The 25,551-nt window shown below is 69.2% G+C and carries 24 protein-coding genes; 13 read left to right on the top strand and 11 right to left on the bottom strand.

The features are described 5' to 3' along the window. Nucleotides 1-43: 43 nt before the first annotated feature. A complete protein-coding gene (locus NKT36_RS17800) occupies nucleotides 44-256 on the bottom strand; it encodes a hypothetical protein (protein ID WP_327054085.1) in 213 nt (70 codons plus the stop codon). Between the two features lie 187 nt (nucleotides 257-443). On the opposite strand from NKT36_RS17800, the gene NKT36_RS17795 reads away from it, so the two are divergent. Further along, nucleotides 444-578 carry a transporter gene (locus NKT36_RS17795; protein ID WP_327054084.1) on the top strand — a complete coding sequence of 45 codons (135 nt, stop codon included), beginning with the start codon at nucleotides 444-446 and terminating at the stop codon, nucleotides 576-578. Between the two features lie 38 nt (nucleotides 579-616). Here the strand turns inward: NKT36_RS17795 and NKT36_RS17790 are convergent, their stop codons facing one another. Both NKT36_RS17790 and panB read right to left on the bottom strand, forming a co-directional pair. Next, a complete protein-coding gene (locus NKT36_RS17790) occupies nucleotides 617-2,086 on the bottom strand; it encodes an amidase (RefSeq protein ID WP_327054083.1) in 1,470 nt (489 codons plus the stop codon). Nucleotides 2,087-2,420: 334 nt separating this feature from the next. After that, nucleotides 2,421-3,251: a 3-methyl-2-oxobutanoate hydroxymethyltransferase gene (gene panB, locus NKT36_RS17785; protein WP_327054082.1), complete on the bottom strand. Its 831-nt coding sequence runs from the start codon at nucleotides 3,249-3,251 to the stop codon at nucleotides 2,421-2,423. Between the two features lie 471 nt (nucleotides 3,252-3,722). On the opposite strand from panB, the gene NKT36_RS17780 reads away from it, so the two are divergent. Beyond that, on the top strand, nucleotides 3,723-3,944 hold the full coding sequence (locus NKT36_RS17780) for a hypothetical protein (RefSeq protein WP_327054081.1): 222 nt from the start codon (nucleotides 3,723-3,725) through the stop codon (nucleotides 3,942-3,944). A 62-nt stretch (nucleotides 3,945-4,006) separates the two neighbouring features. Here the strand turns inward: NKT36_RS17780 and NKT36_RS17775 are convergent, their stop codons facing one another. Beyond that, complete coding sequence (locus NKT36_RS17775) at nucleotides 4,007-5,632, bottom strand: ArnT family glycosyltransferase (RefSeq protein ID WP_327054080.1); 1,626 nt, start codon at nucleotides 5,630-5,632, stop codon at nucleotides 4,007-4,009. Nucleotides 5,633-6,308: 676 nt separating this feature from the next. Between NKT36_RS17775 and NKT36_RS17770 the strand changes: the two genes are divergently transcribed. After that, complete coding sequence (locus tag NKT36_RS17770; protein ID WP_327054079.1) at nucleotides 6,309-7,568, top strand: hypothetical protein; 1,260 nt, start codon at nucleotides 6,309-6,311, stop codon at nucleotides 7,566-7,568. Nucleotides 7,569-7,776: 208 nt separating this feature from the next. Next, nucleotides 7,777-8,184: a GNAT family N-acetyltransferase gene (locus NKT36_RS17765; RefSeq protein ID WP_327054078.1), complete on the top strand. Its 408-nt coding sequence runs from the start codon at nucleotides 7,777-7,779 to the stop codon at nucleotides 8,182-8,184. 33 nt (nucleotides 8,185-8,217) lie between these two features. Here NKT36_RS17765 and NKT36_RS17760 read toward each other — a convergent pair whose 3' ends face one another. Further along, on the bottom strand, nucleotides 8,218-9,084 hold the full coding sequence (locus tag NKT36_RS17760; protein ID WP_327054077.1) for a DMT family transporter: 867 nt from the start codon (nucleotides 9,082-9,084) through the stop codon (nucleotides 8,218-8,220). 128 nt (nucleotides 9,085-9,212) lie between these two features. Then, on the bottom strand, nucleotides 9,213-10,352 hold the full coding sequence (locus tag NKT36_RS17755; RefSeq protein ID WP_327054076.1) for a citrate synthase/methylcitrate synthase: 1,140 nt from the start codon (nucleotides 10,350-10,352) through the stop codon (nucleotides 9,213-9,215). A gap of 464 nt (nucleotides 10,353-10,816) precedes the next feature. Here NKT36_RS17755 and NKT36_RS17750 point away from each other — a divergent pair, with 464 nt between their 5' ends. The 3 genes from NKT36_RS17750 (at nucleotide 10,817) to NKT36_RS17740 (ending at nucleotide 13,488) form a co-directional block, all read left to right on the top strand. Continuing rightward, entirely contained in the window at nucleotides 10,817-11,536 is a 720-nt protein-coding gene (locus tag NKT36_RS17750) for a DUF4397 domain-containing protein (protein WP_327054075.1), read from the top strand. Between the two features lie 391 nt (nucleotides 11,537-11,927). Continuing rightward, on the top strand, nucleotides 11,928-13,091 hold the full coding sequence (locus tag NKT36_RS17745; protein WP_327054074.1) for a thiolase family protein: 1,164 nt from the start codon (nucleotides 11,928-11,930) through the stop codon (nucleotides 13,089-13,091). Beyond that, complete coding sequence (locus NKT36_RS17740; RefSeq protein WP_327054073.1) at nucleotides 13,081-13,488, top strand: Zn-ribbon domain-containing OB-fold protein; 408 nt, start codon at nucleotides 13,081-13,083, stop codon at nucleotides 13,486-13,488. Before NKT36_RS17745 ends, NKT36_RS17740 begins: the two co-directional genes overlap by 11 nt. Before the next feature lie 114 nt (nucleotides 13,489-13,602). On the opposite strand, the gene NKT36_RS17735 is transcribed toward NKT36_RS17740, so the two are convergent. Further along, on the bottom strand, nucleotides 13,603-14,442 hold the full coding sequence (locus tag NKT36_RS17735) for a DUF6920 family protein (RefSeq protein ID WP_327054072.1): 840 nt from the start codon (nucleotides 14,440-14,442) through the stop codon (nucleotides 13,603-13,605). Between the two features lie 113 nt (nucleotides 14,443-14,555). Here NKT36_RS17735 and NKT36_RS17730 point away from each other — a divergent pair, with 113 nt between their 5' ends. Then, nucleotides 14,556-15,260: a bacterio-opsin activator domain-containing protein gene (locus tag NKT36_RS17730; protein ID WP_327054071.1), complete on the top strand. Its 705-nt coding sequence runs from the start codon at nucleotides 14,556-14,558 to the stop codon at nucleotides 15,258-15,260. Nucleotides 15,261-15,278: 18 nt separating this feature from the next. Here NKT36_RS17730 and NKT36_RS17725 read toward each other — a convergent pair whose 3' ends face one another. After that, complete coding sequence (locus NKT36_RS17725; protein WP_327054070.1) at nucleotides 15,279-16,319, bottom strand: NAD(P)-dependent alcohol dehydrogenase; 1,041 nt, start codon at nucleotides 16,317-16,319, stop codon at nucleotides 15,279-15,281. A 97-nt stretch (nucleotides 16,320-16,416) separates the two neighbouring features. Between NKT36_RS17725 and NKT36_RS17720 the strand changes: the two genes are divergently transcribed. Both NKT36_RS17720 and NKT36_RS17715 read left to right on the top strand, forming a co-directional pair. After that, on the top strand, nucleotides 16,417-17,469 hold the full coding sequence (locus NKT36_RS17720; RefSeq protein WP_327054069.1) for an amidohydrolase family protein: 1,053 nt from the start codon (nucleotides 16,417-16,419) through the stop codon (nucleotides 17,467-17,469). A gap of 2 nt (nucleotides 17,470-17,471) precedes the next feature. Further along, nucleotides 17,472-18,269 (top strand): iron-sulfur cluster assembly protein, encoded by a 798-nt coding sequence (locus tag NKT36_RS17715; RefSeq protein WP_327054068.1) that lies wholly within the window; start codon nucleotides 17,472-17,474, stop codon nucleotides 18,267-18,269. Nucleotides 18,270-18,308: 39 nt separating this feature from the next. Here NKT36_RS17715 and NKT36_RS17710 read toward each other — a convergent pair whose 3' ends face one another. Beyond that, nucleotides 18,309-19,109: a hypothetical protein gene (locus NKT36_RS17710; RefSeq protein WP_327054067.1), complete on the bottom strand. Its 801-nt coding sequence runs from the start codon at nucleotides 19,107-19,109 to the stop codon at nucleotides 18,309-18,311. Continuing rightward, nucleotides 19,106-20,332 carry an outer membrane protein assembly factor BamB family protein gene (locus NKT36_RS17705; RefSeq protein WP_327054066.1) on the bottom strand — a complete coding sequence of 409 codons (1,227 nt, stop codon included), beginning with the start codon at nucleotides 20,330-20,332 and terminating at the stop codon, nucleotides 19,106-19,108. Before NKT36_RS17705 ends, NKT36_RS17710 begins: the two co-directional genes overlap by 4 nt. A gap of 225 nt (nucleotides 20,333-20,557) precedes the next feature. Between NKT36_RS17705 and NKT36_RS17700 the strand changes: the two genes are divergently transcribed. The 3 genes from NKT36_RS17700 to NKT36_RS17690 all read left to right on the top strand — a co-directional run bounded on the left by NKT36_RS17700 (nucleotide 20,558) and on the right by NKT36_RS17690 (nucleotide 24,284). Continuing rightward, nucleotides 20,558-20,929 (top strand): DUF7344 domain-containing protein, encoded by a 372-nt coding sequence (locus NKT36_RS17700; protein WP_327054065.1) that lies wholly within the window; start codon nucleotides 20,558-20,560, stop codon nucleotides 20,927-20,929. A 127-nt stretch (nucleotides 20,930-21,056) separates the two neighbouring features. Then, on the top strand, nucleotides 21,057-22,298 hold the full coding sequence (locus NKT36_RS17695) for an NAD-binding protein (RefSeq protein WP_327054064.1): 1,242 nt from the start codon (nucleotides 21,057-21,059) through the stop codon (nucleotides 22,296-22,298). A gap of 129 nt (nucleotides 22,299-22,427) precedes the next feature. After that, nucleotides 22,428-24,284 (top strand): BCCT family transporter, encoded by a 1,857-nt coding sequence (locus NKT36_RS17690; RefSeq protein ID WP_327054063.1) that lies wholly within the window; start codon nucleotides 22,428-22,430, stop codon nucleotides 24,282-24,284. A 30-nt stretch (nucleotides 24,285-24,314) separates the two neighbouring features. On the opposite strand, the gene NKT36_RS17685 is transcribed toward NKT36_RS17690, so the two are convergent. Continuing rightward, nucleotides 24,315-25,484 (bottom strand): CaiB/BaiF CoA transferase family protein, encoded by a 1,170-nt coding sequence (locus NKT36_RS17685; RefSeq protein WP_327054062.1) that lies wholly within the window; start codon nucleotides 25,482-25,484, stop codon nucleotides 24,315-24,317. Nucleotides 25,485-25,551: the final 67 nt, after the last annotated feature.

Here is a 25,551-nt window from a genome sequence, read left to right as displayed (position 1 = left end):
GGCACCGTCCGGCAGCGTGAGCACCGTTCGGCCGCGCGGTCGCTCACTCCCCGAGCGTCGACTCCCGGTTCCACTGCCGGTAGAGCCCGAGACTGAGCACGAGGAGCACCACCGCGATGCCGAGGTTGCGCAACAGCGTCCCGAACTCGCCGTCGATGTACAGTCGCAGGAGCCCGACGCCGATCAGGATGAGGACGACGACGCCCGTCAGGAGCAACAGCAACGTCTCCGAATCGACCTGGCCACGGTCGCTCACCGTCCGTCACCTCCGTCGTCCGCCCGTCCGGTTGGAATCGCCATGCCGGTGCAGACGCGCCCCAGCGTAACGACGATACCGGCTGCGCGGCGGCCCCTCCGTCGTCGGGCGACGGCTGCCGTACCTCGACCGGTCGGACCCCGCCGTCCGCCACAACGCCTACCCACCACTCCCTGGTAGACGGGACATGGTCCGACTCTCGACGGGCGTCATCCTCGCTGGCATCATCCTCCTGTTCGTTCCCATCCCGCCGCTCGCGACGGCGCTCGGCATCGTCACCATCGTGCTCGGGGTCGCGCTCCGGGTGCTCACCTCGATGTAGGGTGCCCGGCCAAGTGGACCGGCCCAGGCTCCCACCGCTCACCGCGGCGGATAGGTGTGGTGCCAGGGCCGCACCCGCTCGAACGCCCCGCTGGCGGCGAGCACGTCCGTGTCGGCGAACCGGTCGCCGACGACCTGCAGACCGACGGGGAGGCCGTCGTCGGTCAGGCCGGCGGGGATGGACGCCGCGGGATGGCCGGTGAAGTTGATGGGGTAGGTGAGACACCAGCCGATGAGCGGGTCGACCGACTCGCCCTCTATCTCGGTCGGGCCGACGGTCTGGACGTCCGGGTCGTTTTCGTTCTCCACGGGCGGCACCGCGAGCGTCGGCGTCACTAGGAGGTCGTGGTCGACGAAGACGTCCTGGATGGCGTCGTACACCGCGGTGCGCACCTGCTCGTCGCGCTTGTACTCGATCATGCTCATGTCCCGCGTGTCCTCCAGCAGTTCGGCGAACTCTGGGCTGAGTTCGTCGCGGTGGTCGCCCAGCAGGTCGACGCCCTCGTCCTTGAACCCCTCCACCGCGGAGTGGTACAGCATCCCGATCTCGCGGATCCAGAGGTCGGCGAGCTCCCGCTGGGACTGTTCGACGTCGAGGTCGACCGTCTCGACCGTCGCGCCGGCCTCCTCGAAGGCGTCGACGGCGTCGTCGACCACCTCGCGGACGCGCTCGTCGACCGGGAACACCTCGAAGTTCGGGCTGTAGGCGACGTCCATGTCGTCGATGCCGCGCCGGACCGCGCCGCGGTAGTCCGGGTCCTCGTCCGGCATGCTCAGCGGGTCGCGCGGGTGCGGCCCGGTCATCACGTCGAGCATCAGCGCCGCGTCCTCGACGGTCCGCGTGATGGGACCGGCGTGGATGGTCGGCGTGTGCGAGAGGAAGGCGTCCGGGCGGATGGCCTGCGCGACGCGGCCGTAGGACGCCTTGAAGCCGTACACGCCGCAGAACGACGCCGGGATGCGGACCGACCCGCCGCCGTCGGACCCCTGCGCCATCGTGACGATGCCGTCGGCGACGGCCGCCGCGCTCCCGCCGGAGGACCCGCCGGCGTTGCGGTCCAGGTCGAAGGGCGTGCTCGTCGGGCCGAGCACGCGGTTGTCGGTCGTCCCCTTGTGGCCGAACTCGGGCGTGTTCGTCTTGCCGACGATTATCGCGCCCGCCTCTTCGAGTCGCTCGACGTAGGTCGCCGACTCGTCCGGGACGAACTCCTCGAACGGCTTCGACCCCATCGTGTTCCGGACGCCGGCCTTGAAGTCGAACAGGTCCTTCACCGCGATGGGGACCCCGTGCAGGGGGCCGAGTTCGTCGCCGGCTTCGACGGCGCGTTCGGCTTCGCGGGCGCGCTCCCTCGCCTCTTCCTCTATCACGGTGACGAACGCGTTCAGGTCGTCGTCGCGCTCCTCGATCTTCTGGAGACACTCGTCGACGACCGTCACTGGCGACACGTCCCCGCGCCTGATGCGGGCGGCGAGCTCCGTCGCGGAGCGGTAGGCTGGTTCGAGTGCCATGGCAAGTCACGTACACTGTTACCACCCATCAAGATTTCTGCCGCCACCCTGTTCCGACGCCGAGCGTCGCCGGTCGCTCGGTCAGTGCTGGCGCGCGTGCTAGCACTGTCGACGCCCAACGGTCAGCGGCCGCCGACCGCGACGACCAGCACCCATCGCACCGACGGCGTCGCCACCGTGGTCGGTGCAGTGGCAGGGTGGTGGCGCGGTTACTGGTCGCTGGTCGGCCGCGTCCACCGGACGGTGCTGGCCGTTCTCGCCGTCGGCTTCGTCTGGCAACTGTCCGTGCTCGGGTTCCTCTCGTTCTGCGGACTTCGACGGTGGATTCGGCCCGTCACTCGTCGTCCATCGGCTCGTAGGCGTGCTCTCGCGTCGGGAACTCCCCGGCTTCGACGTCCTCGACGAACGCCGTCGTCGCGTCCTCGATGACGGTCCCGACGTCGGCGTACTGCTTCGCCAGCTTGTACCCCGACGGGTCCAGGCCGATGACGTCGTTCGTGACGAGCACCTGCCCGTCCGTGTACCGCCCCGCGCCGATGCCGAGCGTCGGGACGTCGACCGCTTCCGTTATCCGTCTCGCGACCGCCTCCGTCGTCCCCTCGACGACCAGCGCGAAGACGCCGGCGTCGGCGAGCCTGCCCGCCGTCTCGACCAGTTCGTCCGCGAACTCGGACTCCGGTCCCGCGCGTCCCTGTATCTTCGTCCCGCCCATCTCGTTCGCCCGCTGGGGCGTGAGTCCGACGTGACCCATCACCGGGATGCCGAGTTCGGTACACTCCCCGACGATGTCGACGGTCGTCGTGCCGCCGGGCGCCGTCTCCAGTTTCACGGCGTCGGCGCAGGCCTCCTTCAGGAATCGGCCGGCGGTCCGCACCGACCGGTCGACGTCGGGGCCGTAGGCGTTGAACGGCAGGTCGCCGACGACGAGCGGCCGGTCCGCACCGCGCGTCACGGCGGCGGTGTTCGAGAGCGCCTCCTCGGTCGTCAGCGGTATCGTGTCCTCGTACCCGTGGTGGTTGTGCCCCGCCGAGTCGCCGACGAGGATCATGTCGACGCCGCTCTCCGCGACCAGGCCGGCCATCGGCGCGTCGTAGGCCGTCAACATCGTGAGCGGTTCGCCGCGACTGTACTTCGATTCGACGTCGGCGAGCGTGATTCCTGCCATGGTTCGCACTCCTGTTCGAGGACGAGTCCGCCTCGCGCTACCGTTCCGGACCGCGTCGACGTCCACCGGTCGCCCCGTCGCATCGCGACTGGCCCGGTGCCCGCCGAACGAGCGGCCGCGTCCCGCTGTCCTCGTCCGTCACTCGTCCTCGTCGTGTGCCACCGTACTGAACGCCGGCACAAAAGTTGCCGCGAAAACCAGTTGCAGTTGGATACGTTACACTTCTGCACGGTCCGGCGGTCCCTCGCCACGATGCGCTTCGACGTCGAACAGTACGACCCGATTCCGGAGGAGATCGCCGGCGAGTAGCGGATCTCTTCCGCCGCCGCTCGCCGCCTGCGCCGGGAGTACGCCGACGCGATGCGACGCGACGTCGCGACGCTTCTCTCCCGACCCTCCCTCCGCCCCGCGTTCGAAAGGACCGAATATCCTAGGCGGCAGTGCCATGCGGTCCGGCACCGAGAGGAACGTATGAACCTGGAGCACACCTCGTTAGACGTCGACGTCCAGTATCTCGGGTGCGTCTACTGCTCGAACCTCCTCGACCTCACCGATCCGCATCCCGTGGCCATCAACGAGGAGGAGGACGAGTTCGACGAGCCGATCCTGGTGTCGTATCACTTCTGCTCAGGTGACTGCTGCAGACACTGGAGACGCGATGGGGGGTTCGCCCCCGACAGGGCGAACTACTGAGGCCCGGACGGCGTGCGTGGATGGACCGCACGTGGGTGGACCGCGCACCGGTAACGGGACGCTCACGGTCCGCGCGCCACCCGGAAGATCATCACGCCGCGGTTCTCGTACACGAGTCGATAGTCGGACGAGCGGGCGAGCGACCGCCGCATCCGGATCGACTGCTGTTTCTGGTTCCCCCGGACCGTGTAGCTGCCTTTCGGCACGTACACGTAGTCCGGACGGACGTCGTTCCGGCGGAGCCTGTTCGAGAGGCACGGCTCCGCGTGGCAGTGCGAGAGGCGGCGGAACGTCCGGAGGTGGTGTCGATACTCCTCGGGCGACTTCCACTCGACGCCCCACGGTCCGACGAGCATCGTCCGGTCGGTCTGCTGGGGGAACCACTCGGCGGCGTCGCCGAGGACGACGAACTCGGCGTCGGCCGGGAGCTCCTCGTCGACCCACTCCATCGCCTCGACGTCGTCGTCGTCGATGAACGCCGGTTGCGAGGTGCCGCCGTGGATGGGCGTCCCGGCCGCGTAGAGCCCGCCCATCACGACCAGCAGGACGACCAGTCCGGCGGCCGCGCCGCGTTGCAGCCAGCGCGTGAGGGACCGGTCGCTCTCGCCGACGGCAACGTGACGCGGCGCGGTCACCAGCGCGCCGATGGCCATCGTCCCCGGCACGAACGCGAACCGCCGCTCGTGCAGCAGCACGATCGCCAGGAGGAACCACGCCGGCAGGAAGAACCGCCTGCGGGCGACGAGGTACCCGCTGCCGAGGAGGGCCAGCAGGTACCAGAACGACGTGGTGCGGCCCGCGGCGATCGGCCGGCCCAGGTCGGAGAGGAGGCGGAACGGTTTCTTCGTCTGCACGACGCCGCCGTGCGTGCCCGCCGCCGCGGCGAGCGTCCCGACGCTGTGTGTCTCGACGACGTGTGCCATCCAGGGCGACGCGAGCAGGAATCCGCCGGCGGCGACAGCGGCACCCAGGGCGAGACCGGTCGCCGTGCGGTCGTAGAACAGGTACGCGAGGGCGTAGCTCGCCGCGAAGAAGACCGAGTACGTCGGGTGGGTGAGCAGCGCGAGACCGAAGAGGACGGCAGCCGGCACGACCCACAGCCGACCTCCGGACCTGAACAGTCGTACCCCGCAGTAGAGCCCCGTCAGGGTGAGCAGGAACGCCGGGGCGCGCACGATGCCGCCGGCGGAGACGTGCCACTGGAGGACGACCGGCGTCGCCGCGAACACCACGGCCGACACGCCGGCGCGGAACGGCGTTCCGAGGACCTCCCGCGCGAGGTAGTAGAACGGAATCACGGCGACGGTCGAGACGATGCCGGGGAGAACGCGCGTGAGCGCCAGCGGGTCGACGCCGAGGTCGAGCAGCACCGCGGTCAGGTAGAAGCCCAGCGGCGGGTAGACGAACGGGATACCGCCTGCAGTGTACCCGGCGATCCTTGCCGGCGGGCGGTAGCCGTGGGCGACGATCTCCTCGGCGATCTGGAGGTAGAGGCCGGCACCGTAGGCGGGGTAAGGGTGGGTCTGATAGTAACTGCCGACGACGACGGCCGCGACGCCCAGCGCGACCACGAGCCAGTTCCGGTCCTCCGTGAGCGCCGCCCCGAGTAGCGAAGCGGACTGCTCTCCCAGACGGGACTGCTCGCGGTCGTCGGCGGACCGGTCGGTGACACCGCTATCTCCCGCCATCGTCGGTCGGTGTCCCCGGCGGTCGGGCACGCGAGCGAAGAAGTACTAGCATGCTGTGTCACCTCGCCGCCGGGCGTTTCTCGAGGTGCGTTCACTTTCCGTTGGTCGAGGGGGCGTCCAAACGCGGGCAGTCACGTGTCTCTGTGTCGCTCCCGTACAGTTTGAACCGCGTGATTGTCCACGTCGATAGGACGACGTTTCGCGCCCGACTCGACGCCGGCGATACGGTTACCGTCGGATGTCGTCCGGTAAAGCGGTCGTACAGACGCCCGGTTCGGGCGGCTCCGTCGGTCCCGTTCCCGGCCGCCGTTCGAACCGTGCCCGGCCGAAATCGCGCACCGTGACGCCTTCGGCTGGGGGAGCCGACCGTCGCTCGCGGACTGCCAGTCGGCCCCACCGGTGGAAGCCACGGTTAGTGCGTGCCTACACGCATTGACGACGGCAGCGTTTCGGACGTCGGATACTGGTCGGCACGACCGTACCGCGACGCGGTTGCTCCCCCGGCAACAACGCGAGAACCGGGTAGGCGAAACGACGGTTACGGGGGTGGAAACTGGCCGATAACAAACTGTGTCGACATCGTCGGCGGGTGCATGGTCGCGAGAGATGCGGTTCGAACGTACGGACGCTCGACGCGCTCGGATCGTCCGCGTGAAATGATAGAGCAAGGGACAAGATGAGGGTGCAATCAGGTGGGGACCACTCGAGGCTCGGTGCTCTTCTCGTCGTGGCCGGCGTGCTGCTGGTCGGACTGTCGTTCGGCGCTGGCTGGGCCCTCGCGCCGAACACGGACAAGGCGTCCTCGGCGACGGACAATCCGCTGCTCGTCGGCGTGCAGGGTCCGGGCTGGGGCGGGAACGTGACGATGCTCGGCAGCAACGGTAGCAGGCGCTGGAGCGTCGGCGACGCCATCAGCTACCAGGACGTCTCCATGCTCGACAACGGCACCGTCCTCGCGACCTTCGCGGAGGGTCCGTACCGGCAGTGCGGCCAGTTCGATTCGCCGTGCAAGCGGACGGGCGTGCGGTTCATCGACACGCAGTCGCCGGCGAACGTCACGGGGCAGTGGAGCTACCCGGTCCGGACGCGGAAGGACAGCGAGGTCCACGACGCGGAGATGCTCCCGTCGGGCGAACTTCTCGTCGCCGACATGGAGTACGAGAGCATCTACACGTACGACTTCTCGACCGGGACGAAGACGTGGGTCTGGAACGCCAGCCAGTACTACGACGCGCCGCCGGACCCCACGAAGACCGACTGGCTGCACATCAACGACGTCGACCGAATCGGTGAGGACCGATACCTGGTCTCGGTGCGGAACACGAACCAGCTCGTCGTCGTCGAGCGCGGGAAGGGCGTCGTCGAGGTGGTGAACGAGGACCGCGACCCGTCGCTGCTCGACAAGCAGCACAACCCTCACTGGCTGGGGAACGGCGCCGTCCTCGTGGCGGACTCGGAGAACCACCGCGTCGTGGAGCTGCACCGCAACGAATCCACGGGCGAGTGGGAGGAATCCTGGGTCGTGTACGAGATCGACGACATCCCCCTCGACTGGCCCCGTGACGCCGACCGGCTGCCGAACGGCAACACGCTCGTCACCGACAGCCGGAACAACCGCGTCGCGGAGATCACCCGCAACGGCAGCGTCGTCGCGAGCTACCGGGTCGAGGACCTGCCGTACGAGGCCGACCGACTGCCGTACGGCGAGTCGGCCGGACAGCCGTACGGGTCCGACGGTAGCCGCGACGTCCTGGGCCAGCGGAACGTCGACGTCCCGGTCCTCTCCACGCTGCTCTCCGCGGCCCACCACGTGACCCCTGTCCCGTTCTGGGTTTCGGAACTCCACGTGCTCGCGGTGCTGCTCGCCGCCGGGCTCTGGATAGTCGGCGGTGCGTTGCTGGCGAGCGGGTGGCTGTCGTCGCGGCACGACAGTTGACCTCGCCGGGCGGGAACGCCTGCCCGGATGGTCGACGACGCGAGCGGTTCGACGGCGACCTGCGGAGCGGTGACGCCCTCGAGATCGTCCCGAGGACGAGGTCGAGGTCGTCGAGCGCGCCCGTTCGTAGCTCCCGAAGACGCGTCAGTTCTCCAACTACAGCCTGCTTTGGCGAATCTATTTCGGACTGGTTCTGCTAGTTGCGTCCGTGATCCGAGAGCTCGAAACCGAGCCCCAGCGGCGCGCTGCGGTCCCCGTCCTGCGACAGCTCTGGAGCGACGCGACGCCGAGCGAGGTGCTGGCGTGGACCGCCGAGGACGACTACACTCTCTTCGGACGGTTCGTCGACGACGACCTCGTCGCCGTCGCGGGCGTCCTCGTCAGGGACGTCCTCCATCACGCCCGTCACGCCTGGCTCTACGACCTGGCCGTCGACGAACCCCACCGCGGCGAGGGCCACGGCACCGCGCTCGTCGAGCACGTCGAGACGTGGGCCGCCGAGCGCGACTGCGAGTACGTCGCGCTCGCGTCGCCCGCCGGGAAGACGGACGTCCACGAGTACTACGGCGACCTCGACTACGAGCAGTGGGGCTACGTCATCGAGAAGGAACTCTGAGGGGCCACATGCGAGCGGGTGAAGACACGCCGATCAGGTCCCCTCACGCTGGATGACGATGACGCCTGCGACGACGAGGGTCCCTCCGACGACCGTCACGACCGTGATCGGTTCTCCCAGCACGGCCGCACCGAGAGCGACGGTGACGGCGGGTTCGGCAGTACTGATGATGCTCGCTCGACTCGCGCCGATCTTCTCTATCCCGGCGAAGAACGTGAGGACCGGAACCACCGTCGCGAGGATCGCGATCGCGAGGACGGAACCCCACGCGACGGCGCCGTCCGGCATCGCGAGCGTGTCCGTCCCGACCCCGAAGACCACGAAGCTCAGGGCCGCCGAGGGGAGGACGAACGACGTCAGCGTCTCTGCGTCGACCGTCGTGAGCGCGCGCTGGCTCACCACGATGTACAGCGAGTACGCGAGCGCCGCACCGAGGACCACGACGACGCCTCGCGGGTCGACTCCGGCCGGGTCGACGCCGGTGACGAGCGCGACGCCGCCGATCGACAGTCCGAGAGCGCCCAGGAGACGCGGCGTCACCCGGTCCGGGTGGACGACCGCGACGAGACAGACGACGAACGCCGGATACGTGTAGAGGACGATCCCGACCATCCCCGCGGTCATGAACTCGAGCCCGAAGAAGTAGAGCCCGCTCTGGACGGCGTAGCCGCCCGCTCCGAGGGCGAACGCTATCGCCAGTATCCGCCTGCCGGGGACCCGGAACCGACCGCGGTGCCAGCGGACGCCCCAGACGAGAGCCGTCGCGAGGGCGAACCGGAGCGCGAGCACCGTCGGGATGGAGAGCCCCTGGTCGGCGGCGATGACGCCGAAGATCCCCAGCGTGCCGAATCCGATGGCGGAGACGACCACGAGCGCGATCCCGACCGACTCGTCGTCCATGCGCCAAGGCTGCCGTCGTATTGTAAATCAGTGTCGTCTCGCGTGTCAGTCTCCTGGTCCCGTCCCGGGTTGTCGTCGACGTACCCGCGACGAAGTCGCCACGCAGAGCAGTCCGGCCCCGCCGCGACCTAGCGCTCCTTCGCAGGCGTCCACGTCCGCCCTGCGTCGCCGACGTAGCGGGCCCGCGGACGGACGAGCCGGTTGTCCTCGAGTTGTTCGAGGCAGTGGGCCGTCCAGCCGCCGACGCGCGACACGCCGAACGTCGCCGTGAACAGGTCGCGGGGGACGCCGACGCCGTGCAGCAGCGCGGCGGTGTAGAACTCCACGTTCGTCTCGAGGCTGCGGTCGGGCTTGTGTTCGGCCAGCACGTCGACGGCGACGTCCTCGAACGACTGGACGGTCTCGAAGAAGTCGTCGTCGCCGCTCGCCTCGTAGAAGCGCTCGGCGGCCGACGACAGCACCGACGCCCGGGGGTCGCGGACGCGGTAGACCCGGTGACCGAAGCCCATCAGGCGCTCCCCGGCGTCCAGCGTCTCGCGGACGTACGCCTCCGGGTCGCCGCGCTCGTGCACCTCGGTGAGCATGTCGAGCACCGGACCGGGAGCGCCGCCGTGCAGCGGTCCCTTGAGCGTCCCGACGGCCGCCGTCGCTGCTGAGACGACGTCCGACTCGGTGGAGACGACGACCCGGGCGGTGAACGTCGAGGCGTTCAGCCCGTGGTCGACGACGGTGTTCAGGTAGGTCTCCAGGCCGCGAACCGCGGCGTCGGTCGGCTCCTCGCCGGTCAGCATGTACAGGTAGTTCGCGGCGTGGCCGAGGTCCTCGCGCGGCGCGACCGGCTCCTCGCCCTGGCGGTACCGCCAGTACGTCGCGACGATGGTCGGGAAGGCGGCGACGACGCGGCGGGCGTCCGTCTCCGGGTCGCCGTCGTCGCTCCCGAGGTTGGCCGCCGCGGCGCCCATCCGAAGCGCGTCCATCGCCGGTTTGCCCTCCGCGGCGGCCCGCCGCAGCACCTCGCGGACCTCGTCGTCGATGGCGCGGCGCGCGGCGAGGTCGGTCCGGAAGTCGGCGAGCTCATCGGCGGTCGGCAGTCGGTCGTTCCACAGGAGGAAGACGCTCTCCTCGTAGGTCGCGTTGGCAGCGAGTTCGTCCAGCGGAAATCCGCCGATGACGAGTTCGCCGGCCTCGCCGTCGATGCTGCTCAGTCTCGTCTCAGCGACGGCGATGCCCTCGAGGCCGCGGTGGACCTGCTGGTCGTCTGTCGGCATGTCCCGTCCTTTCTCGGGCACCGCAAAGTAGCTGTTCCAAAACGCAGTTCGGTTAACGAACTGTCACGTCGGCGGTCCGTCCGCGCCCGCAGGGGGGACCGGTGACGGGAGCCGCCACCCGGAAAGCGAGCGTCCACGAGTTCGTCGTGGCTGGGAGCGTCACGACCGTGATGGCCACGCCGAGCGCACCTTCGATGAATCGTCGTCGGCCGGTGCCGTCGATTACGCCATCGAGTTTTGACGTACGATTACTGCTGACTCGATCTGGTTGTGCGGCGTTACGGCCGAAACGCCGTTCGGGCGGAATACGTGATTCTGGGAGGCAGTCGAAACGACTCGCCCCGACCGGTCTGCGTCGGCCGGACGTGGTGACGGCAGCGTGGGCGACCCGTCCCGACCACCGAACGCGTTGGACAAAATTCTTTTTTACCAACTGGTCGTTGGGCTGGCGGGGGAGAAGACACATGACACAGTCACGACGACAGGTACTTCGAGCGTTCGGGGCGGGTGGACTGACCGTTCTCGGTGGGGTTGCGGGCGCACAGGAGACGACCCCGGCCGAGGGGGAAGCGGCCCGCGTGCGGGTCCTCCACGCGATTCCGGACGCGCCGGCGGTGGACGTCTTCGTCGACGGGGACCGCGTGCTGGAAGGGGTCGAGTTCACGGACGTGAGCGACTACCTCGAACTCGAGCCAGGAGAGTACACGTTCGCGGTCGCACCCGCGGGGGAGGGGCGACAGGGCGCGATTCTCGAACAGCAGGCCACCCTCGAATCGAACACGGCGTACACCGTCGCGGCGGGTGGCAGACTCGACAGCCCCGAGGTGTTCCTCTTCGTGGACCAGACCGAGGCACCGTCAGGGGAGCAGGCGCGACTGCGAGCAGTTCACCTTTCGCCGGACGCGCCGGCCGTCGACATCGCTGCAGACGGTGACGTCCTCGTCGAGGGACTCGAGTTCGGGAACGCCAGCGACTACCTCGACGTCCCGGCCGGGTCGTACACGCTCGAGATCCGTCCGGCCGGTGCGGACCAGGCCGTCGGAACGTTCGACGTGACGCTCGAAGGTGGCGTCGTCGCATCGGCGTTCGCCGTCGGTCTCGTGGAGACGGACGACCAGGCCCAGTCGCTGGACCTCGTGACGACCGTCGACGCGGGCGGCCAGGAGATGACGACCACGACGTAGCGACCGACCGGTCGTACGCCGTTCGGGCACGTGAGGCCGTGGACGCCTGGGCAAGCAAGCTGGTCCAGGTGCGGGGTCTCCGCGCAGTCGACAGGCGCAGGCTGTCACTCGACCCCACGTTCCCGGTCACGGAGTGCGGAGTCCACTTCAGCTTTCTGGCGTTCGGTGGGGCCGATACGGCCCGGCGCAGGCGGGGACCTCATGGCCGAACCGAGCGACGCTACTTTCGACGGACGAGCGAGGGGCGACGAGTGCGAAGCGCCCCCGCCGCGAGTGCGAGCGGTTCGCACCGCCCCGTGACGGTGACGTGCACCGCCCCGTGACGGTGACGTACTCGACAGCCGCTGCACCCCCAAACCCTTCAACAGGACCGTCGTTGGTCCACGCACCGATGGGGGCAGTCTTGATCGGCTACGGCGAAACGAGCGTCGGAGCGACGCCCGACAGCGGATACGAGGAACTGAACGTGGAGGCGACGCGCGAAGCACTGCGAGACGTCGGACTCGGTCCGGGCGACGTCGACGGTCTCATCGCGACCGCACCGTTTCGCAACGAGCGATTTCCCCTCCCCCGTCTCGTCGAACGGCTGGGACTCGCGCCGCTGCGGTTCGCCGAACTGACCGGACTGGGTGGCGCGTCCCACGTGAACTCGATCGAGCGAGCGACGACGGCCATCGAAAGCGGCCGAGCGGAGACCGTCCTGGTCGTCGCAGCAGACGCACTCCGATCCGAGTTCGGGCCGTCGACGGTCGTCGAGGAACTGGCGGACGCCGTCGGTCCGTTCGAAGAACCGGCGAACATCGTTCCGTCGCTCTACGCTCACGTCGCGAACTGGCACCTCGACACCTTCGACACGACGCGGCGACAGCTCGCCGAGATAGCCGCCATCGAACACGAACACGCCTCGCTGCAGCGACCGGACCGGGTCCAGCGAACCGAGGCGAAGTCGGTCGACGACGTTCTCGACTCGCCGACGGTCGCGACGCCGCTGACCGCTGACCAGTGTGCGCTCATCTCCGACGGCGGAGCGGCGTTCGTCGTGACGACCGAAGCGAACGCAGCCACCGTCGACAGGACGCCGGTCGAGCTGGCGGGGTTCGGGGCGCGACACACTCACGACCACGTCTCGCAACTGCCCTCGTTCGAGGAGACGGGGGCCGTGGAAGCGGGACGTGCGGCGATGAACGAGGCGGACGTCGACCACGACGAGGTCGACGTGCTCGAGCTCTACGACTGCTTCACCATCACCGTTCTTCGGATACTCGAGGACCTCGGCTTCTGCGACCTGGGTGACGGCGGGGAACTCGTCGAGAGCGGTGCGCTCCGACTGGACGGTAAGTGGCCGCTCAACACGCACGGTGGGGCGCTCGCACAGGCGCATCCCGGGATGCCGAGCGGCATCTTCCACGTCACGGAAGCCATCCGCCAGCTCCAGGGGCGGGCCGAAGCGACGCAGGTGGACGACGCCTCGACGGCGCTCGTCCACGGCAACGGCGGCGTCTTCTCGACGCAGTCGGTCGCGGTGCTCGAACGGGGTGGTTCCGGTGCCGACTGAGAAGCCGATTCCATCGACGACCTCGGACCACGAACGGCGATACTGGCAGCGCGTCGCCGACGGTGAGGTGTGCGTGCAGCGCTGCCACGACTGCGGCGCGGCGAGCCATCCCCCGCGGCGCTACTGTCCGGACTGCTACTCCGACGACTGGGAGTTCGAACCCATCGCCGGCACCGCCACCGTGTACGGCTACACGCACGTCCACCGTCCGGCGCGGGAGTTCGAGACCGACGCCCCCGTCCTCTCCGCCATCGTCACGCTCGACGAAGGGCCGAGACTCATGGGGCGCATCGCGGACGACCCGGCGACCGTCGAAGTCGGCAGTCGCGTCCGCCTCGACGCCTCGACGCTCTCGGCCGAGAACGTCCGTCTCACGTTCGAACTCCTCCCGGACTGACGCCCTTCCGTTGTTAGACCTGCGAGCGTTCACACGCCGCCGTCGTGACTGACCCTGTTGAACGTCCCGTCCGTCGACGGGAGAGGTTGCCGCGGTGAACCGGACGCCTCGGCGTCACTCGTACTCGATTCGCACGAGGCTCGCGGCCCAGTACGGCAGGTCCCCGTCCGGCAGGTTCCACTCCACCTCCGCGTCGGTCGGGACGAGGATGCCGTTCCGATTCTCGTACGCGCGGAAGTAGCCCGTCCACGGGGCGTAGGCGTCGTCCTCCTGGCGGTATCGTTCGGTGGTCACGCGCGACACCAGGTCGCGGCCGTCGAAGTGGAAGGTGACGGACGCCTCGTTCCCGGCGTGCTCGAGCGTCGCGCGCGCCGTCCGGTCGTCGACGGCCTCCCACTCGACGCCCTCCCCCGGAAACAGCGCGGTCGGGTACCAGACCGCCTCGGCCAGGTAGCGCACCAGTTCGCCCTCGTCCATCCGCTCGTCCGGGCCGGCGTCGACGACCGGAATCGTCGCGAGCACCTTCGCGCGGAGGAACCCTTCGCCGTGGGCGTACCCGTCGACCACGTCGGTCGAGACGAACGGGAGCACGTCGATGGTCGCGTCCCAGACGAACCCCGGCGGATCGACCGTGACGTGCTGGGTCGCGGTCATCGGCTTCCACTCCGCGTCCGGACCGCCCAGCCTGAACTCGCCGCGCTGTTTCAGGGAGGCCGACCGGACGTGCGGTTGCCCCTCCTCCAGGACGGTCTCGAAGTAGCGCCGGACGGGTGCCGGCAGGTCGTCGACGTCGTCCGCCGCGTACTGGCGGTCGGTGGTGCTGCTGGCCTCGCTGAGCAGGTCGTCCGCGAGGCGGGCGTGCGTGCGTTCGAGTCGGACGGCGTTGATGCGAACGACCGCGGCGACGACGAGCAGCAACACCGTCACCCTCCGGAGTGTCCGTCTGATGTTCATGCGTCGGTGTGCCGACTACGTGTCGAAGGTGCATCAGTCGTTGTGTCGTTCGACCCCGGGTTGCCAGCGGGCGGACACAAAAATTACCAGTGAGGTAGTGGTCAACGTATCACATGGGGGCCGCGACGACCAGTACGACCGAACCGTCCGTCGAGCTCGAGTTCCAGCTCCGCGACCGCGACTGTTTCTTCGTCGAGATGTCGGCCCGGCTCGACACCCGGGTGAACCTGGAGTACTTCGTCAACCGGTCGGACGGCCGCCTGCTGGAGTACTTCACCATCGAGGACGCCGTACCCGAGCAGGTGTTGTCCGCGACGGACGACGCGTCCGTCATCGCCGACGCGCGGCTCGTCGGGCGCGGGGCGACGGGGAGTCTCTTCGAGTTCGTCATCGCCGGCCACTGCGTGGCGACGACGCTGGCCGACGCGGGCGCGCTCACGCAGTCCGTCGTCGCGGACGACGGGGTGGGTCGCGTCGTCGCCGACGTCCCGCCGCACGTCGACGTGCGCGACGTCGTCGAGACGTTCCACGAACGGTATCCGGGGTCGGACCTCGTCGCGCGTCACGACGCCGGACAGTCGGTGCCCGTCCAGACGGCACACGGGGCGCAGGTCGCGCTCACCAACAGTCTCACGGAGAAGCAGCTCGACGCGCTCGCGACGGCCTACGAGCGCGGCTACTTCACGTGGCCGCGGGAGAGCTCCGCGGACGACTGCGCCGACGCGCTCGACATCGCGCAGTCCACGTTCAGCCAGCACCTCCGGACCGCGCAGAAGAAGGTGTTCGCCGGCCTGTTCGACTCGCCCGCCCGGGAGTGACGCCCGGTCGTCGGACGCCTACGGGGTGATGACGGCCCGTCCCTCGATCTCGCGGTGTTCGAGTCGCTCGGCGACCGCGTTGACGTCGCCGAGGTCGTACCGCGAGGTGCGCAGTTCGACGTCGCCGTTCTCGACGAGCGCGACGAGTTCCTGGAGCTCGGCGTACTTCCCGACGAGCGTGCCCCGGAACGAGAACTCGCCGTTGACCAGCGCCTGCGCGGGTTCGTGGACGTGCCCGCCGTAGCCGACGACGTGGTGGTCGCCGCCGGCAGCGACGACGTCCGGCGCGTACCCCGTCGTCGCGTCGGCACCGACGAAGTCGAGCACCTGCGCAGCGCCCGTCTCGTCGGTCAGCGCCGCTATCTCCCCGGGGACGTCCTCGTTCTCCGGGTCGATGGTGTGGTCCGCGCCGAGGTCCGCCGCGAGTTCGCGTGCCTCCGGCTTGAGGTCGACCGCCGTGATGGTCGCCGCGCTCATCGCGTCGAGGCACTGCAGGCCGATGTGGCCGAGGCCGCCGACCCCGATGACGACGGCGTGGTCGCCGGGGTTCAGTTCCCGCACGGCCTTCTTGACGGCGTGATAGGCGGTGATGCCGGCGTCGGCGTGCGGAGCGATGTCCGTCGGGTCGACGCCGTCCGGGAGCGGAACGACGGCGCGCTCGTTCGTGAGGAGGGACTCTGCGAAGCCGCCGTCCGTCGTCAGTCCGTTGAACGCGCTGTTCTCGCAGTACATGTCCTCGCCGAGGCGGCAGGGCCGACAGATTCCGCAGGTCTGGACCGGGTGACAGATGACCGGGTCGCCCTCGTCGACGAGCGTGACCTCGTCCCCGACCTCGCTGACGACGCCCGCGTTCTCGTGACCGAGGGTCATCGGCAGTTCCTGGGGGACGTACTCCTGCCACATCCCCTCGATGATGTGGTTGTCAGTCTGGCACCAGCCCGCGCCCTCGACATCGACGACGACGTCGTCGGACTGGTCGGGCACGGGCCGGTCGACCTCGTCGATCTGCAACGCGTCGTCCATGTCGTCCGTGTACTCGTGGAGTCTGGCTGCTCGCATGTTACAGGCTACCACATCGGAGCCGCCGGGAGTAAACGACGTGCCTATCATCATCGGTACAAGCGATATTGGTCCGTGCTACCACACTACAACCGCAATGTACACGCACGACGGCGAGGACGTGTTCGTCATCGACGGCCACGTCCACCTCTGGGACGCCTCGGAGGCGAACGTCGCACACGAGGGCGGCGAACAGTTCATCCAGTGCTTCTACGACTACCACACGGCGTTCACGCCCGAGGAGGAGCAGTGGGACATGGAGACCTACCGGAAGTACGGCACGGAGAAGATGGTCGACGACCTGTTCCGCGACGGCCACGTCGACATGGCCATCTTCCAGCCCACCTACCTCTCGGACTTCTACGAGGAGGGGTTCAACACCACCGAGCAGAACGCCGAACTCGCCGAGGAGTACCCCGAGCGGTTCGTCCTCAACGGAAGCTTCGACCCGCGCGACGGCGAGGAGGGGCTGGCGTACCTCGAAGAACTGGACGAGACGTACGACCTGCAGGGGGTGAAACTCTACACGGCCGAGTGGCGCGGCGACTCGAAGGGCTGGCGCCTCGACAGCGAGGAATCGTTCGAGTTCCTCCAGAAGTGCGTCGACCTCGGCATCGAGAACGTCCATCCGCACAAGGGGCCGACCATCCGGCCGCTGAACAAGGACGCCTTCGACGTCGGCGACGTCGACGACGCCGCGACGTCGTTCCCCGAACTCAACTTCGTCGTCGAGCACGTCGGCCTCCCGAGGCTCGACGACTTCTGCTGGATCGCGGCCCAGGAGCCGAACGTCTACGGCGGTCTCGCAGTCGCTGCACCGATGGCGCAGAACCGCCCCCGGAAGTTCGGCGAGATAATGGGCGAACTGCTGTACTGGCTCGGCGAGGACCGCATCCTTTTCGGCTCCGACTACGCCCTCTGGGAGCCCGACTGGCTCGTCCCCACCGTGATGGAGGCCGAACTCACCCCGGACCAGCGCGACGAGTACGGCGTCGAACTCACGACGGAGGTCAAGAAGAAGTTCATGGGCGAGAACGCCGCGGAGCTCTACGACATCGACATCGAGGCGAAGAAGGCCCAGTTCGAGGACGACGCCATCAGTCGGGAGTTCGACCTCGGCGGCCAGTACGCCGACTCGGCGGCCGACTGACCATGTCGACGAGCGACCCGACCGACGGCGACGACACGGCTCCGGTCGAGGACGGCGGCGGCGGGCCGCCCCCGTCCCGCGAGGCGATCGTCGAGCGGTTGCGGCGCGTGGACGACCCCGAACTCGACCGCTCCATCGTCGACCTGGAGTACGTCGACCGCGTCGACGTCGACGGCGACCGCGTGACGGTCGCGTTCGTCCTGCCGACGGCCTGGTGTTCGCCGGCGTTCGCGTGGATGATGGCGACCGGGATACGCGACGAGGTCGGCGCACTGCCGGGCGTCGCCGACGTGACGGTCGACCTCCGCGACCACATGCACGCCGAGGAGATAACGACCGGCGTGAACGAGCGGCGACCGTTCCAGGCCGTCTTCCCGGACGCCGACGCCGGCGTTTCCGCCGTCCGCCACAAACTCGACGAGAAGGCGCGGCTCGCCCGCCAGCACGCCGCCGTCGAGGCGCTGCTGGACGCAGGACTCGCGCCCGAGCAGATCGTCGCCCTCGGCCGCGACCAGGTCGACCTGGACGCTGACGGGGACCGCGCGGTCGTCTCGCTCCGGGGCGGGTCGGTCCTCGTCCCCGTCGACGCCGCCCCGCTCGCGCGGTACCTGGAGAAAGCCCGCGCGGTCGGACTCGCCGACGACCACCTGTTCGCCGACCCCGACGGCGACCCCATCAGCCTCGACGCCTTCGAATCGGTCCAGGCCCGCGCCCGCGCCGCCAGGGTGAACGTCGACGGCCAGGGTAGCGTCTGCGCCGCACTCCACGAGTCCCGCAACGGAGTCGCGGTGGACGACTGACCCCCATCGTCCGTCCGGCTACCCCTGGTCTGGCGCTCGCTATCGTGGCCCCGTCCCTCCAGCGTCCAGTCGGGAGACGACCGCTGCGAGCGCTCCCGCGTGGACCGCCGCAACCGCGCCGCTTCCGACCGGTCCCACGAGCGCAACGCTCACGAGCAGGTGGTTCGCGACGCCGATTACCAGGGCGACGCCGAGCAGCGCCCACCCGTGACCCAGGGTTATGCGCCAGCTTCGTCGTACCGCACTGCCGAACGAGTCGCCGAGCAGTAACCCGACAGGAAGTAGCACCAGGCGGACCGCCACGACGAACAGTGCGGCGACGAGCAGCAGTCCGACGACCACCGCCCCGCCGTCGAACGTGGCGCGAAGGAGGCTGTACCGAAAGAGCGCCACGACGAGTCCGTACCTGGCGACCGCTGCCGGCGAGGGTTGCACGTCGAGCAGTCGCCCGAGGGCGTAACTGCTGGCGGCGACGACCACCGATAGCTCCAGGAGCGCGAGGCCGACCGTGGTCGCGAGCCACGCCGGTTCGAGGTGGAGTAGCGCGGACGCCGGCGTCGTCGCCCGCGAGGCCACGTTCACCATCACGTCGAACTCGACCGCGACCCTGCCCTGCTGGATTCCCTCGTAGCCGGTAGTCGGCACCGGGTCGTGGAGTCGGACCCAGTCGATGCTGGCGACGACTCCTCCTGCCAGCAGCAGTGCAACGAGCGCAGTCGGGTTCGCTCCGAGCCGACGCAACGCGCCCGCGAGGACGGACACCGTCGACAGCGATCCGTCGCGCCTGCTGCTCGCGTCGACCGACGCCCCCGACTGCGTCGGCGCGTCGGCGTCGGTCATGCTTCCTCCAGCGCGTAGACGTGCCCGTTACCGACCGCGTACAGCGTCTCCCCGGCGAGCGCGACCGGCGACCACGGCCGCCGTTCGTCGTTCCCGCCGAACCGCCACCGGACGTGGCCGTCTCTGGCGTCGACGGCCGCCAGCCCCTCGTCCTCGAGCGGGAGATAGACGACGCCGTCCGCGACGGCCGGCGGTGCGAATCTCGGACTCGCCTCCGGTGCGGCCGGGGAACGCCACCGTTCTTCGCCCGTCGCCGCGTCGACGGCGACGAGGGGGTTGTCGTCTTCACCCCTGAATCCCGCGTACGCAACGCCCTCGGCGAGCGCGACGGCACCGTGATCCCGCGAGAGGTCCCCGGGTGCGAACCGCCAGCGCGTGTCGCCGTCGTAGGAGAGTCCCGCGAGTCCCTCGTCCGTCGCGACGACGAGTCGTTCGGGACCTGCCGTCACGGAGATAGCGGTCGCTCCGGAGACCTGCGCCTCGAACTGCTGGTCGCCCGTCTCGACGTCGTAGCCCCGGACGCCGAACGGGTACGCTGCGACGTAGACCGTCCCCCGGTGGACCGCCGGACGCTGGGCGTCGACGTTGACCTGCCATCGGACCCGGCCGCTGCTCGCGTCGACCGCGACCAGTCTCCCACCTGTCGAGCCGAACACCGTTCCGCTCGCGGCGACGGTCGGGACCGACGGCGGTGTTCCGCCGACGAACACGGTTTCCTGGCTGCCTACCGGGACTTCCCACCGGGTGAGGCCTCGCTGGGAGCCGAGCACGTCCAGTCCGCCGTTCGCGTGGAGGCCGGTGACGCTCGACGCGTCGCTGACCGCGAGCGTCGGGGAACGGTAGGCGCGGGCCGGTGCGACGGCGGGAGCGGCGTCGAGGTCCCGGTCGGCGCGGAAGTCGACCGCGCCCGTCGCTGCATCGAGCGCGAGCAGGCGACGACCCGCAGCGTACACCCGTCCATCCGCGACGACGGGTGCGACGCCGTAGTCGAAACCGAGGTCGGTTGTCAGTCGGTGCTTCCAGCGCACGCTCACGCCGTCCGTCGGCGGGGAGGCCGCAGGTGCGTAGCTTCGCCCTGCAGGGTCGTGCTGGGCCATCGGCCAGCCGTCTCCCGGGTCGTTGCCGGACGACCCGGGCGTGGTGAGGGCGCGACCGGCCGCGAGTCCACCGAGGAGCGTTCCGGTGGCGGCGAGGAGGCGGCGTCTCGATAGGGCAGGGACCATTGCTATCAGCCTGTGGCTGCTGGAGAATAACCGTTCTGCAATCCGCCGTCGAGAACGGGGGCGTGCCCCCGCGTCGCCGGTCGCCGACCGGGTTCTCGGGCCTGGTAACCCCTTCCGACGTCGTGGAAATCAACATTATCCACTTCTCACCCCAAATTTATTGTATTCTACCATGTTTTTATTTGCACGATAACACTTATTGGGGGCACTGTCCATCTGAAGACCATGCCAGGAGCGGGGAACAGGGACGACGGTCAGGGGGAGCGAGTACTGTCGATCGACGAGATGCTCGAGGTCCTGAGCAACTACCAGCGGCGAGGGATAATCAACCACCTCCGCGACACGCCGGGTCACGTCCACTCCATCGACGAGGTGATGCATCACCTCAAGCACATCGAGCAGCAGAAGTACGGCGAAACGCCCGGCGACGACCACCTCCTCTCGGTCCTCGTCCACGTCCACGGCCCGAAACTCGAAGAGGCGGGGCTCCTCGACTACGACGTTCCGAACCGGGAGATCCGCTACCGGCCGAACGAGACCGTCGAACGGATGCTGGACGAGATAGACGGGATCGTCGAGGAACTCGACCGCGAGTGACCGCGTCGCGCCGGCGCGAACGACCGTGTCAGTCCTCGACCGACACTCGCTGCTCGAACCGCGCTGGCCCGAACCGCGTCGGGTACCCACTGTAACCTTTATTGATGGCGTGGGAGACTATCACACTGTGGGAGAGGAGTCCGCCGACGGGCCGCGTGACGCTGCACTCGAAACGGTGTTCTACCACACCGACAGCGTCCGGTTCGTCCACTGGCGGCAGTTCTCCGGCGCGAAACCCACCGTCGTCCTGACCGGCGCGACCACCGGCCTCGCGTTCGTCACGGGCCTGTCCCACCTCAGTCGGGAGACGGCGGCGATGGCCGGTCCGCTGGCGTCGGTGCTGCCGGGAGAGGCGGTGTTCGTCCGGTTCGCCGGCGTCCTGTGCGCGTTCCTCCTCGGCGTTCTCACGGTCGGACTGCAGCGCCGCAAACACGTCGCCTGGTACGGGACGGTCGCCGTTCTCCCGGTTCTCGGGCTGTTGCCGCTGGTCACGCTCCAGACGACCGACGCGCCGCTGTTGTTGCTGGTGCTCGTCACCTTCCCGCTGGTCGTGCGGAACCGCCGGCAGTTCGACCAGTCGCTCGACCTCTCCCCGCTCCAGGTCGCCGCACTGTCGTCTATCGGCGGCGTCGGGATGTACGGCACCGTGGGGTCGTTCGCGCTGCGCGCACAGTTCGCCGGACTCGAGACGTGGCCCGACGCCGTCTACTACGTCATCGTCACCATCGCGACCGTCGGGTACGGCGACATCACCCCGGTGACGGCCGAGGCGCGATGGTTCTCGCTGTCGGTCATCGTCTTCGGCACCGGGGCGTTCACCGCCGGCGTGGGCTCGCTCGTCGTTCCGGCGATCGAATCGCGGATGGCGACTGCATTCGGAAACATGACAGCTTCGGACCTCACACTCCTCGAGGATCACGTCCTCGTCCTCGGGTACGGCGACGTTACGGAATCGCTACTCGACGAACTCGCGGGCGAGGTGGACGTCGTCGTGGTGACCCCCGACGCGGACGTCGCCGCGACGCTGGAGAGGGAGGACACGACCGCCCTCACCGCCGACCCCACCGACGAGGCGGCGCTGCACGACGCACAGATCGATTCGGCACGCGGCGTCGTGGTCGGAACCCGGGACGACGCGCGGGACGTGCTGGTCATCCTCGCCGCCAGGAAGGCCAACCCCGACGTGCGGATCGTGGGGGCGGCGAACGACCACAAACACCTCGACAAACTGGAGGCGGTCGGCGCCGACGACGTCATCAGTCCGACGGTCATCGGCGGCCGGATACTGGGGCGGTCGGTTCTCGGCCGGTCGACCGGGCCGCTGTTCGAGACGGCGACCGACGACGAAGGAGACGACAAGGGACCGTAGGGAGCCCGGGTGACCGACCGGCGGTTCGCAGCGGCCTGTTCCGTCCGGTGGCCGGACCGACGCCGGTACGCGGCGTGAGCGCCTGATGCGGGCGGTAGTACTTTGGTCACCGGCCGAAACAGTGTGCGTATGAGTAGCACGGGGGCCGACGTCGCCGAGCGGTTCCTGCAGCGAGTGCTCGCGCCCGTCTGTCTCCTCTCGGGCGCGGTCGTCCTCTCGGGGTTCTTCTTCCCCGGGTTCGTCGGGAGCGTCGTCTCCGGGACGAGCTGGCTGGTCGTCGCACTGCTGTTCTTCGGCTCCGGACTGGGGTACCTCGCCGTGTTCGAGACCGGAGGCGACGACGGCGACCGGTTCGACGTCGGCACCCTCCGTGCGCTCCGTCGTCGCTCGTGGACCGACCAGGCGTCCCGGTTCCTCGCCCGCCAGGACGCGGTCACGTTCGGCGTGCCGGTCGCCGTGTTCGGACTGTTCTTCGCCGTCCAGCTGGCGTTTCCGGCCGGCGTGACCGCTGCGATCACCGCCGTCGAAACCGTCCTGCTGCGCGACGTCGGCTGGCTGTTCCTGGCGGCGATGTTCCTCGCCGTCCTGTACTGCCTGCTGCTCCTCCTCGGACCGTGGGGCGAGATCAAGCTCGGCGGCCCGGAGACCGAACCGGCGTACACCTACCCGACGTACTTCTCGCTGGTCTTCACCGCTGGCATCGCGGCCGGTATCGTCTTCTGGGGCCCCGCCGAGACGCTGTACCACTACCGGACGCCGCCGCCCGCGGTCGACGCGGCACCGCGGTCGGAGGGAGCCATCCTCGGGGCGCTCACCTACGCGCTGTTCCACTGGGGCGTCTCGGCCTGGAGCGCCTACACCGTGGTCGCGGTCCCCATCGCCTACTTCGTGTACGACCGCGGCGCGCCGCTCCGCGTCTCCACGATCCTGACGCCGTTCCTCGGCGTCGACGGGCTCGACTCCGCGTGGGCGAAGCTCGTCGACACGCTCGCGGTGTTCGCCACCATCGGCGGCATCGCGACGTCCATCGCACTCGTCGGCGAGCAGTTCCTCGCCGGCATCACCGTCCAGTGGGGCGTGACGACGGGCCGTCTCGGGCCGCTCCTGTTCGTCGGCGGCCTGACCCTCGTCTACGTCCTCTCGGCCGTGACGGGCATCCATCGCGGCATCCGGCGGATCGCCGGCCTCAACGTCGTCCTCTTCGGCCTGTTCGGTGTCCTGCTGGCGGCGCTCGGCCCCCGGTCGTTCGTCGTCGACCGCGGCAGCGCCGCGCTCGGGAACTACGCGCTCAGCTTCGTCTCGCTGAGCCTGTTCCCCGCCGGCGAGTGGGCCACCGACTGGACGGTGTGGAACTGGTCGTGGTGGTTCTCGTGGGCGCCGTTCGCGGGACTGTTCCTGGCCGCGCTCTCGCGGGGGCGACGGATACGGACGGTCGTGTTCACGGGCGTCGTCGCCACCTCGGCCGCGACGATGGTCTGGTTCCTCCTGTTCGGCGGGACGTCGCTGTACGTCCAGCACTCCGGGGCTGCGGACGTCCTGGGTGCGATCGCCGCCCGCGGCGGGTCCGAGGCGGTGGCCGGGTTCCCCATCTTCGCGGCGCTCCCGCTCGGCCAGTTGCTGACGTTCCTCTTCCTGGCGCTCATCGTCGTGTTCATCACGACGTCGGCGGACACCTCGACGCTCGTCGTGGCGATCCTCGGCACGAAGCGCGGGCTCGCACCGTCGACGGGTAGCGTCGTCTTCTGGGGCGTCCTCCAGGGTGTCGTCGCCGTTGCGGTCCTGCTGGTCGGCGACGGCGGAAGCCTCCAGACCGCCGCCGTGCTGACGGGCGGCCCGTTCGCCGTCCTCTCCGTGGTCGCGATCGCGGGCCTGGCGTTGACGTTCCACCGAGACGAGGGCGGGCACACGTCCGTGGTCGGCGCGGTCAGGGAGCGGCTCCCGACGATACAGGCCCACCACGACGTCGATCCGCCCCAGGACGACTGAGCGTCCGGCGCGACAGTCCACGCTGCAGTGCTACGCCTCCCGGTCCGCGTCGCGGTCGAGCACTCGCTCGACGACCTCAGGCGCGACGCCAGCGTCGCGGAGCACCGATTCCGTGTCTTCGCCGAGGTCCGGGACGGCCGTCGGGACCGATTCGGCCGCCGCGGTGCGAGCGGGGAACCCGAGACGGGGCGGTGCCTCTCCGCCCGTGACGACCATCTCGCGCTCTCTCGTCTGCGGGTGGTCGAGCGCCTCCCCGACCGTGTAGACGCCGCCGACCGCCGTGTCGACGTCGTCGAGTTCGTCGAGCCACGCCTCCAGCGACCGCTCCGCGAAGGTGTCTTCGAGCGCGTCGCGGACGGCCGTCCGGACGGCCGGGTCGTCGCTCATGTGCCGGTCGACGAGTTCGGGCCGGTCGATGGCGACACAGAGCTCGCGCCAGAACTTCGGTTCGAGCGCGGCGACCGTGAGGTACCGGTCGTCCGCGGTACGGTAGACGTCGTAGCAGGGGTACATCCCCGTGAGCATGGTCCCGCCCGGTCGCGGGTCGTCGCCGGCCAGCGCCTGCCCGGCGTATATCTGGGAGAACGACAGCATCACGTCCGTCATCGCGACGTCGACGTAGCTTCCGCCGCCGCCCGTCTCCCGGTCGAACAGCGCGCCGACGATGCTGAAGGCCGCGAAGAGGCCGCTCGCCATGTCCACGGCGGGATAGCCCGGGATGGTCGGCGGCGACGAGGCGTCCCGGCGCGTCATGTCGAGGAGCCCCGTCAGCCCCGCGTAGTTCAGGTCGTGGCCCGCACGGTCGGCGTACGGGCCCTCCTGTCCGTACCCGGAGAGGGAGACGTAGACCAGGTCCTGGTTGTAGGTCGCGAGCGTGTCGTGGTCGATCTCCAGTCGGTCGACGACGCCCGGACGGAAGGACTCGAAGACGACGTCCGCGTTCGCGACCAGGCCGTAGAACGCCTCGCGGTCGGCCTCGTCCGTGAGGTCCAGCGCGACGCTCCGCTTGCCGCGGTTGACCGCCTCGAAGATGCGTCCGGTCCCGCTCTCGCCGGCGGTCCCCATGTGCCGGGCGGCGTCGCCGCCCTCCGGCCGTTCGACCTTGATCACCGTCGCGCCGAGGTCGGCGAGCAGTTGCGTCGCGTATGGGCCGGGGAGGAGCCGAGAGAGGTCGAGGACGACCACGTCGTCGAGTCGCATAGAGGATGGCTGGGCGAGAGCGACAAAACCGTTCGGGGTACCCCGCCATTCAAGCGCGTCGGATGCG

The organism is Halomicrococcus gelatinilyticus (assembly GCA_024227995.1).
Lineage (GTDB): Archaea > Halobacteriota > Halobacteria > Halobacteriales > Haladaptataceae > Halomicrococcus > Halomicrococcus gelatinilyticus.
Note: the sequence above shows the minus strand (reverse complement) of the source record. Positions and strands in the feature narration are given on the sequence as shown.

What these genes read in the sequence shown, in the direction of transcription:
- NKT36_RS17770 (WP_327054079.1), top strand. Translation starts at nt 6,309, where the DNA reads ATGAGGGTGCAATCAGGTGGGGACCACTCGAGGCTCGGTGCTCTTCTC.
- NKT36_RS17685 (WP_327054062.1), bottom strand. Translation starts at nt 25,484, where the DNA reads ATGCGACTCGACGACGTGGTCGTCCTCGACCTCTCTCGGCTCCTCCCC.
- NKT36_RS17790 (WP_327054083.1), bottom strand. Translation starts at nt 2,086, where the DNA reads ATGGCACTCGAACCAGCCTACCGCTCCGCGACGGAGCTCGCCGCCCGC.
- NKT36_RS17705 (WP_327054066.1), bottom strand. Translation starts at nt 20,332, where the DNA reads ATGGTCCCTGCCCTATCGAGACGCCGCCTCCTCGCCGCCACCGGAACG.
- NKT36_RS17730 (WP_327054071.1), top strand. Translation starts at nt 14,556, where the DNA reads ATGGGGGCCGCGACGACCAGTACGACCGAACCGTCCGTCGAGCTCGAG.
- NKT36_RS17720 (WP_327054069.1), top strand. Translation starts at nt 16,417, where the DNA reads ATGTACACGCACGACGGCGAGGACGTGTTCGTCATCGACGGCCACGTC.
- NKT36_RS17795 (WP_327054084.1), top strand. Translation starts at nt 444, where the DNA reads ATGGTCCGACTCTCGACGGGCGTCATCCTCGCTGGCATCATCCTCCTG.
- NKT36_RS17710 (WP_327054067.1), bottom strand. Translation starts at nt 19,109, where the DNA reads ATGACCGACGCCGACGCGCCGACGCAGTCGGGGGCGTCGGTCGACGCG.
- panB (WP_327054082.1), bottom strand. Translation starts at nt 3,251, where the DNA reads ATGGCAGGAATCACGCTCGCCGACGTCGAATCGAAGTACAGTCGCGGC.
- NKT36_RS17780 (WP_327054081.1), top strand. Translation starts at nt 3,723, where the DNA reads ATGAACCTGGAGCACACCTCGTTAGACGTCGACGTCCAGTATCTCGGG.
- NKT36_RS17755 (WP_327054076.1), bottom strand. Translation starts at nt 10,352, where the DNA reads ATGCCGACAGACGACCAGCAGGTCCACCGCGGCCTCGAGGGCATCGCC.
- NKT36_RS17745 (WP_327054074.1), top strand. Translation starts at nt 11,928, where the DNA reads ATGGGGGCAGTCTTGATCGGCTACGGCGAAACGAGCGTCGGAGCGACG.
- NKT36_RS17725 (WP_327054070.1), bottom strand. Translation starts at nt 16,319, where the DNA reads ATGCGAGCAGCCAGACTCCACGAGTACACGGACGACATGGACGACGCG.
- NKT36_RS17775 (WP_327054080.1), bottom strand. Translation starts at nt 5,632, where the DNA reads ATGGCGGGAGATAGCGGTGTCACCGACCGGTCCGCCGACGACCGCGAG.
- NKT36_RS17750 (WP_327054075.1), top strand. Translation starts at nt 10,817, where the DNA reads ATGACACAGTCACGACGACAGGTACTTCGAGCGTTCGGGGCGGGTGGA.
- NKT36_RS17690 (WP_327054063.1), top strand. Translation starts at nt 22,428, where the DNA reads ATGAGTAGCACGGGGGCCGACGTCGCCGAGCGGTTCCTGCAGCGAGTG.
- NKT36_RS17760 (WP_327054077.1), bottom strand. Translation starts at nt 9,084, where the DNA reads ATGGACGACGAGTCGGTCGGGATCGCGCTCGTGGTCGTCTCCGCCATC.
- NKT36_RS17700 (WP_327054065.1), top strand. Translation starts at nt 20,558, where the DNA reads ATGCCAGGAGCGGGGAACAGGGACGACGGTCAGGGGGAGCGAGTACTG.
- NKT36_RS17715 (WP_327054068.1), top strand. Translation starts at nt 17,472, where the DNA reads ATGTCGACGAGCGACCCGACCGACGGCGACGACACGGCTCCGGTCGAG.
- NKT36_RS17735 (WP_327054072.1), bottom strand. Translation starts at nt 14,442, where the DNA reads ATGAACATCAGACGGACACTCCGGAGGGTGACGGTGTTGCTGCTCGTC.